The organism is Streptomyces sp. NPDC049585 (assembly GCF_040675615.1).
In the GTDB taxonomy this organism is placed as follows: Bacteria; Actinomycetota; Actinomycetes; order Streptomycetales; family Streptomycetaceae; genus Streptomyces; species Streptomyces luteosporeus.
In genome coordinates this window covers 1-10301 of the sequence record NZ_JBFAPE010000063.1, presented here as the reverse complement: position 1 = coordinate 10301, position 10301 = coordinate 1, and the positions used below count along the sequence as shown (strand labels likewise).

The window sequence follows — 10301 nt, the reverse complement described above, 5'->3', positions numbered from 1 at the left end:
TCCCCGTCGAACCCGACGTATAGATCACATACGCCGGATACTGCGGCAACACCCGCACCCCAGGCCCGGAGTCGCACTGCATCGCCAGCGCCTCGACCAGAGCCGAGGCGTCAAGAACAACCCGGGCACCCGCATCGTCCAGCACCTGCCGAATGCGTTCCGCCGGATACTCCACATCCACTGGCAAGTACGCCGCCCCCGCCTTCAGCACGCCCAGCACCGCCGCCACCTGCCCCGCACCCGCAGGCACCGACACCGCCACCACGTCCTCCGGACCAACCCCACGCTCGACCAACCACCACGCGACCCGGTTCGCCCGCATGTCGAGTTGCTCGTACGTCCACGTGGTGTCCCCGTCCACCACGGCAACCGCACCCGCATCGGCCCGCACCCGTTCCTCGAACAGCGCCGGCCAACTCCGCGACTCCGCCTTTCCGCCCACGCCCCACTCACCCAGCAGGCGCTCCCGCTCCCCGCCCGCCAGCACCTCCAGCTCGCCGATCGCCCGCCCCGGCTCCGTCGCGGCTTCCCCCAGCAGCCGCGCCCACCGGGCCGCGAAGGCCTCCGCCGTCCCCCGCTCGTACAGGTCCGTCGAGAACTCGACGTACCCTTCGAGGCCCGCCGGGGCGCCCGTGTCGTCGAAGGTCTCCGAGAGGCTCAGCGTCAGGTCGAACTTCGCGGTACCGGTACTGATTTCCTCCGTGCGGACCTGCAGGTCCGGCAGGTCGAAGCGGCCCTCTTCGTTGTTCTGGAGCACCAGCGCCACCTGGAACAGCGGATGCCGCCCCGCCGACCGCTGCGGATTGAGACGCTCCACCAGGTACTCGAACGGCACCTCCTGATGCGCAAAAGCCGCCAGACTCGACTCCCGCACCCGCTCCAACAGCTCACCGAACGACGGGTTCCCCGCCGTGTCCGTCCGCAGCACCACCGTGTTCACGAACAGCCCGACGAGATTGTCGAGGCGCTCGTCGGTGCGTCCCGCCACCGGGGAGCCGACTGCGATGTCGGTGCCCGCGCCCAGCCGGGTCAGCAGCGCAGCCAGTCCCGCGTGCAGCACCATGAACAGCGTCGTACCCGAGGCCCTGGCCAGTGCCTGCAGGGCCACGTGGGTGGTGGCGTTCAGGGCCAGGCGGAGGCGTTCGCCCGCCCAGCTTGCCGCTTCCGGGCGGGGGTGGTCGGGTGGCAGGGTGACGGCCTCGGGCAGGTCGGCCAGCCGTTCCTCCCAGTACCGGAACTGCTGCCCGAACAGACTCCCCGGATCCGACTCCTCCCCCAACACCTCACGCTGCCACAGCGTGTAATCCGCATACTGCACCGGCAACGCCGACCACTCCGGCTCGACGCCCCCCGCCCGCCGCGCCCCGTACGCCGCCACCACATCCCGCGCCAGCGGCCCCGAGGACCAGCCGTCACCGGCGATGTGGTGAATGACCAGCACCAGCACCGACTCCTGCGGACCCACGGTCAGCAGCCAGGCGCGTACGGGAATGCCGGTGGCCAGATCGAAAGGGTGGCGGGCGGCGCTGTGCAGCGCCTCCTCGAGCTCGTCCTCCGGCAGGATGCGGTGGTGCAGCTCCACCGTGGCCTGTTCCGGCGGCAGGATGTGCTGGTGGACGCCGTCGGTGGTCTCGGTGAACAGGGTGCGCAGGGGCTCGTGGCGGGCGATCACGTCGTTGAGGGCGGCCTCCAGGGCGGCCGTGTCGAGGTCGCCTTTCAGCCACAGCGCGAGGGGCATGTTGTAGGTCGCCGAGGGGCCTTCGAGCTGGTGGAGGAACCACAGCCGCTGTTGGGCGTACGACAGCGGCAGCCGCTCCGGCCGGGGTCGAGGAACAAGAGGTGCACGGCCGGCACCCTGCGTGGTGTCGAGCACTCCGGCCAGGCCGGCCACCGTCGGTGTCTCGAAGAGGGACCGCAGGGGCAGGTCGGTGTCGAAGGTGCTGCGGATGCGGCTGACGAGGCGGGTGGCGAGGAGGGAGTGGCCGCCGATGTCGAAGAAGTTGTCGTCGATCCCCACCTCCTGCAGACCCAGCACGTCCGCGAAGAGGGCGCACAGTGTCTCCTCGCGAGGGGTGCGGGGCCGGGCGGCGGCGGAAAGGACGCCCGGGGCAGGGGAGTCGGGGTCGGGCAGCGCCGTTCGGTCGATCTTGCCGTGGGCGGTGAGCGGGAGGGCGGGCAGGACGACGACCGCGGCGGGGACGAGGTGGTCGGGCAGCAGGGCCCGGAGGCGGCCGCGGAGGGTGTCGGGCGTGAGGGTGGCGTCGGGTTCGGGGACGGCGTAGCCGATCAGGCGCAGGTCCCGGCCGTCGTTGTCGGCAGGGCGGGTGGTGACGGCGGCCTGGGCCACGCCGGGGAGGCCGGCGAGGACGGTCTCCAGTTCGCGGGGTTCGGTGCGGATGCCGCGGATGCGCACCTGGTCGTCGGTGCGGCCGAGGAAGACGATCCGGCCGTCGTCGGTCCGGCGGCCGAGGTCGCCGGTGCGGTACATGCGGGTGCCGTCGGCCCGTAAGGGGTCGGCGACGAAGCGCTCGGCGGTCAGGTCGTGGTGGCCGGGGTAGCCGCGGGCCACGCCGGGGCCGGCGACGTAGAGTTCGCCGGCCCGGCCGGCGGGGACGGGGCGCAGGGCGTCGTCCAGGACGTACACGCGGGCGTCGGCGACGGGGGTGCCGATGGGGGCCGGATCGTCGTCGGGGCGCAGGGGGGTGGTCAGGGTGGTGGCGACCGAGCATTCGGTGGCGCCGTAGCCGTTGATGAGCCGTACGCGGGTTGCCCATCGTGCGACGAGGTCGGGCGGGCAGGGTTCGCCGCCGGTGTTGACGGTGGTGAGGTCGGGCAGCCGGTCGGGGGGCAGGGTGGCCAGGACGGGGACGGGCAGGGTGACGTGGGTGATGCGGTGGCGGGCGAGGGCGTCGGCGAGGTCGGGGCCGAGGAGGCCCTCGTCGTTTTCGTCGCGCGGGACGACGAGGGTGCCGCCGGTGGCGAAGGCGGTGAGCAGTTCCCAGACGGCGACGTCGAAGGTGGCGGGGGCGAACTGCAGGATGCGCGCGGGACGGTGGGCGGTGTGGTGGCGCACGATGGTGGTGACCAGGCTCGCGAGGCCGGTGTGGGGGACGCCGACGGGCTTGGGGCGGCCGGTGGAGCCGGAGGTGTACATCAGGTAGGCGAGGTTCCGGTCGCGCAGTGGTGAGCGGCGGTCCTCGTCGCGGGGTGCGGTGGGGGCGTACGGCGAGCCGGCGCCGGTCACGTCGGGGTCGTCGATGCGGGCGACGGGGGTGCCGGGCGGTACGGGCAGGGGCGTCGTGGTGTGGGTGAGGACGAGGGCGGGTGCGGCGTCGGCGAGGAGGTGGGCCAGGCGTTCGGCGGGTTGCCGCGGGTCCAGGGGGAGGTAGGCGGCGCCGGCTTTCAGGATGCCGAGGAGCGCCGCGGTGTGGGTGGTGCCGCGGGGCAGGGCGATGCCGACGACGTCCTCGGGGCCGGTGCCGCGGGCGATGAGCCGGTGGGCGATGCGGTTGGCGTGTACGTCGAGTTCGGCGTACGTCCACGTCGTGTGCCCGTCGGTGAGGGCCGGCGCGTCGGGCGTGACGGCGGCCCGGGCCTCGAAGACCTCGGGGAGGGTCAGCGGGGGGTGGGCTGCGGCCGGCGCGTCGGCATGGCTCATGAAGAATTCACTCCCCTGGTGAGAAACACATGACGTGGAACGCGTGCACATGGAACACATGACGTGGCACGGGAAAAGCGAGGGCGGCGCGCGGGGTCGTCCGGTCAGGTGCGTCGTACGGCGACCGGGAACTCCTTGAGTCCGGCAATGCTCGGATTCCGGTAATAGCGCAGCGGGGCGTCGGTGCGTTCGATGGAGGTGAATCGCCGCAGGAGCGCGGTGAGGGCGGTGGCGATCTCCAGGCGGGCCAGGGGTGCGCCGAGGCAGTAGTGAATTCCCTGGCCGAATCCGAGGTGCTGGTTGGGTTTGCGGTGGATGTCGAAGCGTTCGGGGTCGGTGAACCGGCGTTCGTCGTGGTTGGCGGAGAGCAGGGAGAGGGAGACGAACTGGCGGGCGGGAATGGTGACGCCGCTCAGCGTGGTCTCGCGGGTGGTCAGGCGCAGGCTGGTGAGGACCGCGGGGCGGTGGCGGACGGCTTCCTCGACGGCGGCGGGGACGAGGGCGGGGTCGGCGCGCACCTCGGCGAGTGCGGTGGGGTGTTCCAGCAGGGACTGCACCAGGCTGCCGAGGGAGCAGGCGGTGGTGACGTGGCCGCCGATGAGGAGGAGTTTGCCGAGGTTGACGACTTCGTCCTCGGTGAGGGTGCGGCCCTCGACCTCGGCGGTGGCGAGGCGGCTGAAGAGGTCGTCGCGGGGGTGCGCGCGGCGTCTGCGGTAGTGCTCGCGCAGGTAGGCGATCAGTTCGGCGCCGGCGGCGTCGATGGCCTTGACGAGGTCCTCGCCCTGCAGGTCGCCGGCCTCGAAGGAGAGCAGGCCGTCGGCCCAGCCGCGGAAGAGCGCGTGGTCCTGCGGCGGCAGGCCGATGAGGTCGGCGATGACGGTGACGGGCAGGGGGTCGGCGAGGTCGCGGGCGAGGTCGAACTCGTCGCGGTCGGCGACGGCGTCGAGGAGGTCGGTGACGGTGCGCTCGATGCCGGGGGCCAGGGCGGCGACGGTGCGGGTGGTGAAGGCCTTGCCGATGAGGGTGCGCAGCAGGCGGTGGCGGGGCGGGTCCGTCTCTGTCAGCCGGCCCTGGCTCCAGGCGTCGCCCTTGCCCCACTCCTCGGGGTAGGCGCGCCACAGTTCGGCGGAGTAGGTGCTCCAGTCGGAGCTGGCGGCGGCGACGTCGTCGTACCGCAGGACGGACCAGGCGCCGGTGGCGGGGTCCTGGTGGACGGGGTGGCGGTCGCGCAGGGTGCGCAGCCGGGCGAGCAGGGAGGTGCCGCCGTCGAGTGCGTAGGGCGGCGGGGGTTCGGTTGTCGTGTCGATCTCGCCGGTGTTTCCGTGATCAGGTTGCACGAGGGTCCCCTCTGCACATGACGACGGGCCATCCGTGACGGTCCGGGTCGCCGGCAGCGCGTCTTTTCGCGGTGGGCGGTGGAACCGGCCGTGGGCATGCGGAATCGAGCCTCGATCAGACGCTGTCGGGTGTCAAGTGTCGTACTCCTGACGCCTCGTGGGGCGAAAAGGAGGCGGAATTTTTCCTTGAATGCCGGGGCAGCCACGGCACTGCTTCGGTGCTAACGTCCGGTGCCATGACCGCTTTCGAGAACCGTTCATTCCGATTCGGTGTCGCCCTGGTCTCCCCCGCTGCGCGAGGCGAATGGGCCGCGAAAGCACGCAAGGCCGAGGACCTCGGCTTCGACGTCGTGGCGGTGCCCGATCACCTGGGTGCGCCGGCTCCCTTTCCCGCCCTGGTGGCGGCGGCCGAGGCGACGCGGCACGTGCGCGTGGCCTCGTTCGTCCTCAACGCCGCCTTCCACAACCCGGCGTTGCTCGCCCGCGAGGTGGCCACGACGGATCTGCTGACCGACGGCCGGCTGGAGATCGGTCTGTCGGCCGGGGCGATCCGGGAGGGTACGGTCCCGGGTCGGGTGCCGTTCCCGCCGGCGCGGGAGCGGGTGGACCAGCTGGAGGGCACGGTACGGGAGTTGCGCCGGCTGTTCGCCGATCCGCAGTTCGGCCCGCGTCCGGTGCAGCAGGGCGGTCCGCCGCTGCTGGTGGCGGGCAACGGTGACCGGGTGCTGCGGCTGGCGGCCGAGCACGCGCACGTCGTCGGGTTCACCGGCATCGTGCAGCGGCGCCGGGGCAATCCGCAGCTGGCGAGCCCGGAGCAGCTGGCGGCACGGGTGGACTTCGTCCGCGGGCACCTGGGCGAGCGGGCGGCGGCGGTGGAGCTGAACCTGCTGGTGCAGCAGGTGGTGCTGACCGGGGACCGGCGGGCGGCGGCCGAGGAGTGGTCGCGGCATCCGCTGGCGCACTTCAGCCCGGAGCAGTTGCTGGCGTCGCCGAGCTGGCTGCTGGGGACGGCGGAGGAGATCGCCGGGCAGTTGGTGGAGCACCGCAAGCGGTTCGGGTTCAGCTACATCGTGGTGCTGGAGCCGTGGATGGAGGCGTTCGCCTCGGTGATCGAGCGGCTCCGGTAGGGACCGGGGGCCGGGCTCACTGCGTGCCGCGGTCGCCGTCCTCCAGGGCGGTGATCGCGGCACGCACGCATGCGAGGGTCTCGTCGCGCAGTTCCATCGCGTGGCGGTAGTAGTCCGCCTGCCGTTCGGGGTGGCGGAGCATGGCGTCGCGTACGGCCGTCAGGCCTGCGGGCTCGACGGGCGGCAGGTGGGGGAAGCCGGGGCCGTCGGCGCCGTTGAGCAGGTCGAGGGTGCGCCAGGCGAAGAAGTAGAAGGCGTCGGTGTAGACCGCGGCCCAGTCCCAGGCGTCCAGGAAGCGTTTGTGGCCGGCGGGTTGGTCGCCCCAGGAGGCGGGGTCGAGGGCGTCGACGACCTTGGCGAGGAGCATGTCCAGCTGGCCGAACCGGGTGTGGATCTCGGCGACGGCGCCGGCGTCGGGGCCCTGGCCCGCGGCCGTGCCGGTCAGCAGCACCGAGTAGCGCATCCACGCTTCGACGACGGGCTCATACATCCGGCCGAGTATGGCAGGTGCCGGCCCGCTCTTCGAGGGCGTAGCGGGTGGCGGGGTCGGTGTGGCGCAGTTCGGGCGAGAGGTAGACCTTCAGGCGGGGCCGTAGCCGGCCGGGGCGCCAGGCGATGTAGTTGTGGATGCCGCGGGCGCTGTCCAGGGGCCGGGCGGCGGCCTCGCGCAGGACGCGGTCGTAGAGTTCGGCGGTCCGTCCGGTGGTGGCCAGGACCTGGTGGAAGCGCTGCCGGACGGCTTCGTCGTGCGGGGCGTAGGTCCACATCGGCAGGTAGAGGGTGGCGGCGACGGCGGGGCCGCCGGTGCCGGTGAAGGTCAGGCAGGTGGCGGGGGCCTGTTCGGCGAGGCTGTCGCGCCCGTCGGTGAGGGTGGTGCAGAAGTCGGCGACGGGCTCGGCGGAGAAGCCGGGGTAGGGCTCCATGAGGGTGGCCATGTATGTGGTGTCGGCCTCGTAGTGGCGGAAGTAGACCTTGACGCGGGCGGCGGCGCCGGGGACGAGGTCGAGGGAGAACAGGAAGGGCCGGTCGCGGCGCTCGTCGCGCTGGACGTGGGCGGCGACGGCGGTGTGCGCGGCACCCAGGCCGAGGTGCTCCAGTGCCCGGGCGCAGCGTTCGAGGGGGCGGTCGGCGGCGAGGTAGAACCAGACCTTGAACTGCACGGGCCGGCCGTGGGCGACCTCCGCCCCGTACATGGCGACGTGGTCGGTGGCGGGTTCGGCGGGCAGGAAGAGGTCGGCGACGGCCGTGTGGCGGTCGGCGCTGGCGCCGTGGTGGCGGGCGAGGGCGGCCATGGTGTGCCGGGCGGCGGCCGCGCGGTCGGCGGGGGCGTGGCCGGGGGCGAGGGGTTCGACGGCGAACTGCAGGGAGGGGTGGGTGTCGTCGAAGCCGACGGCGAACTCCAGGGGGGATCCGTCGGAGGAGACGTCGGACTCGCCGAGTCCGGCGACGGTCGCGGTGCCCCAGGATCCGGTCATCGCCCGCAGGGCGGCGGTGCAGCTCGCGGCCCGGTCCGCCAGGCCGAGCGCGCGCAGCAGCCTCACCAGGCGGGCCGTGCAGACGGCCCGGGCCGTTGGTGAGCGGTCCACGTGTCCTCCCCCTCTTCGGTGCGCCGCCCTCTCGTGGGCGTGCGCGTCGGTCAGTGCTCCAGGGCGACGGGCAGTGCGGCGAGGCCGCGCAGGGTGCCGTTGGGCCGCACGACGGGTTCTCCGGCCGGGCGCCAGGTGCCGCGGCGCAGCAGGGCGGCGAGGACGACGCGTGCCTCCAGGCGGGCGAGGCCCAGGCCGAGGCAGGAGTGGGAGCCGCGGCCGAAGCCGAGGTGCGGGTTGGGGGTGCGGTCGAGCCGGAGGGTGTCGGGGTCGGTGAACTGCTGCGGGTCGCGGTTGGCGGCGCCGATGAGGGCGGTGACGACCTGGCCCTTGCGGACGGTGCGGCCGCCGATGTCGGTGTCGGCGGTGACGGCCCGGGCGAGGGCCTGGACGGGGCCGACGTGGCGGATGAGTTCCTCGACGGCGCTCTCCAGCGGGATGTCGCCGGCGCGCAGGGCCTGCCAGGCGCCGGGGCTGTCGAGCAGGGCGGCGACGGCGTTGCCGAGGAAGCGGCTGGGCACTTCGAAGCCGGCGTGGAAGAAGGCGCGCACGGAGTTGACGAGGACGTCGTCGGCGGCGACGCCGGAGCCGGGCAGGTGGGCGACGACGTGGGCCAGGACGCCGTCGGGGCCGGGGTCGGCGAGCCAGGAGCGTACGAGGTCGTTGAAGTGGGCGCGGGCGCGCCGGCCGGGTTCGGCGGCGTCGGGGTCGAGGCTCTCGTCCATGCTGTGGTCGAGGTCGTCGTTGTGGCGGGCGAAGTCCTCGTCGACGGCCGGGGGTTCGGTGCCCAGGAAGCGGGTGATGGCCGTGAGGGTGAAGGGGTCGGCGAAGTCGCGGACGAAGTCGAAGCTCCCGCGCGGGGTCAGGGTGTGCAGGAGGGCGTCGGCGTGGGCGGCCAGTTCGGTGCCCAGGGCGTCGAGGTCCTGGGCGCGGACGGCACCGAGGGCGAGGTGGCGCAGCGGGGTCTGGTCGGGCGGGTCGAGGGTCTGCAGGCTGAGCAGGGTGTCGGGGGTGGGGATGCCGATGCGGCGGAAGTCGGCGGTGAACAGGTCGGTGTCGCGCAGGACGGTGGCGCAGTCGGCGTAGCGGGTCAGGATCCAGGAGTCGATCTGCTCGTGCCAGTGGACGGGGTCGGTCTCGCGCAGGGTGCGGTAGACCGGGTAGGGGTCGGCGAGCACCGCCGGGTCGAGGGGGTTGAACAGCGGGTCGGCCGTCTCAAGGCCGGGCGTCGTGGTCACGGCTGTCTCCGTCGTCTCGGTCGGTGGTGCCCACGGCGGCGGGTACGGGCACGGGTGCCGCCCGCCGGTGCGGGGGCGTGCCGCCGGTGGTGGCGGGGGTGGGGGCGGGGCAGCCGGCGGGTGGTTGCCGGCTGTCGGGGCGGGTGAAGCCGGGCAGGGGAGTTCCGTCGTCGTAGTAGCGGTGGAAGACGGGGGTGATGCCGCCGGAGAGCGGTGGCACGATCCACGACCAGTCGGCGGGGACCTGGCGGCCGGCCTTCTCCTCGCGGGCGAGGTGGCGCAGGAAGCGCTCGGATTCGGTGTGGTGGTCGCTGATGGTGACGCCGGCGCGCCGGAAGGACCACAGGACGGCGACGTTGAGTTCGACCAGGGCCCGGTCCTTCCAGAGGGTGTGGGGGGCGGTGGTGTCCAGGCCCATGCGGTCGGCGATCAGGGGCAGCAGGTCGTAGCGGTGGGCGTCGACGAGGTTGCGGGCGCCGATCTCGGTGCCCATGTACCAGCCGTTGAAGGGGGCGGCGGGGTAGCGGACGCCGCCGATGTCGAGGGTCATGTCGGAGATGACGGGCAGGGCGTGCCAGCGCAGCTGCAGGCCGGCGAACCAGGCGAGGTCGGGGTGGGCGAGGGGCACTTCGTGGACGGCGTCGGCGGGCAGCTCGTACAGCCCGGGGTCTCCGGTGGGGCCCTGGAGGATCAGGGGCAGGACGTCGAAGGGGGTGCCGTTGCCGCCGCTCCAGCCCAGGGCGCGGGCCTGGTCGGTGAGCAGGGTGTGGGCCCGGTCGCCGGTGACGTGCCCGTCGGGGTGGTGGTGGCCGGCGTAGCGGACGAGTTGGGGGTTGTGGATGCGCGGGCCGCTGCCGTCGGGGGGCTGAGGGGCGAAGACGGTGATGGTGGGCCTGATGCGGCCGCCGTTGTAGGCGGTGTGCAGGTGCTCGACGCAGGCCCGGTGCAGGGCGTCGGGGGTGCTCAGGTGCCGGCGGTCGCGGACGACCAGGCTGCGCCAGTACAGCCGGCCGATGCATCGGTTGCTGTTGCGCCAGGCGACGCGGGCGCCGAAGGCGAGTTCGTGGGGGGTGTGGGCGTAGGTGCCGTGCCGGCCGATCTCGGCGCGGATCTGCCGCAGGCGGTCGGCCAGGGGCCGGTGGACGGTGTTCTCGGCGTGGAACAGCCTCAGGAATTCCTCGGCCTGTGCCTCGACGTCCGAATTCCCGTTGCCGGCCGGCCTGGTCATGCGGATCGACCCCCAGGGAAGGAGCCGTGGCCCGGCACAGAAGACGATTCAGACGCTGCCCGACGGCCTGCCCACCGACTGCGCCCTGGCCGGCGGCATCCGGCACAGCACCGGCTTCACGCACCTG

At 73.1% G+C, this 10301-nt stretch carries 7 protein-coding genes; 1 reads left to right on the top strand and 6 read right to left on the bottom strand.

Going from position 1 to position 10301, the window contains the following annotated elements; all coding sequences use genetic code 11:
* Positions 1–3658, bottom strand: a 3658-nt coding sequence (locus AB0K17_RS30410) for an amino acid adenylation domain-containing protein (RefSeq protein WP_365984972.1), incomplete at its 3' end; no start/stop codon positions are given.
* A 104-nt stretch (positions 3659–3762) separates the two neighbouring features.
* The gene (locus tag AB0K17_RS30405) at positions 3763–4995 is read right to left on the bottom strand and encodes a cytochrome P450 (RefSeq protein ID WP_365984971.1); all 1233 of its coding nucleotides are present in this window, start codon (positions 4993–4995) and stop codon (positions 3763–3765) included.
* 236 nt (positions 4996–5231) lie between these two features.
* On the opposite strand from AB0K17_RS30405, the gene AB0K17_RS30400 reads away from it, so the two are divergent.
* Complete coding sequence (locus tag AB0K17_RS30400) at positions 5232–6122, top strand: TIGR03621 family F420-dependent LLM class oxidoreductase (RefSeq protein WP_365984970.1); 891 nt, start codon at positions 5232–5234, stop codon at positions 6120–6122.
* A gap of 16 nt (positions 6123–6138) precedes the next feature.
* Here the strand turns inward: AB0K17_RS30400 and AB0K17_RS30395 are convergent, their stop codons facing one another.
* Genes AB0K17_RS30395 through AB0K17_RS30380 form a run of 4 tightly spaced genes read right to left on the bottom strand, consistent with a single transcriptional unit; the run spans position 6139 to position 10174 of the window.
* Positions 6139–6612 carry a hypothetical protein gene (locus AB0K17_RS30395; protein ID WP_365969037.1) on the bottom strand — a complete coding sequence of 158 codons (474 nt, stop codon included), beginning with the start codon at positions 6610–6612 and terminating at the stop codon, positions 6139–6141.
* Entirely contained in the window at positions 6605–7708 is a 1104-nt protein-coding gene (locus AB0K17_RS30390; protein ID WP_365984969.1) for a tryptophan dimethylallyltransferase family protein, read from the bottom strand. Before AB0K17_RS30390 ends, AB0K17_RS30395 begins: the two co-directional genes overlap by 8 nt.
* A gap of 50 nt (positions 7709–7758) precedes the next feature.
* A complete protein-coding gene (locus tag AB0K17_RS30385; protein WP_365984968.1) occupies positions 7759–8946 on the bottom strand; it encodes a cytochrome P450 in 1188 nt (395 codons plus the stop codon).
* Positions 8924–10174: a nitric oxide synthase oxygenase gene (locus tag AB0K17_RS30380; RefSeq protein ID WP_365984967.1), complete on the bottom strand. Its 1251-nt coding sequence runs from the start codon at positions 10172–10174 to the stop codon at positions 8924–8926. Before AB0K17_RS30380 ends, AB0K17_RS30385 begins: the two co-directional genes overlap by 23 nt.
* Positions 10175–10301 lie beyond the last annotated feature (127 nt).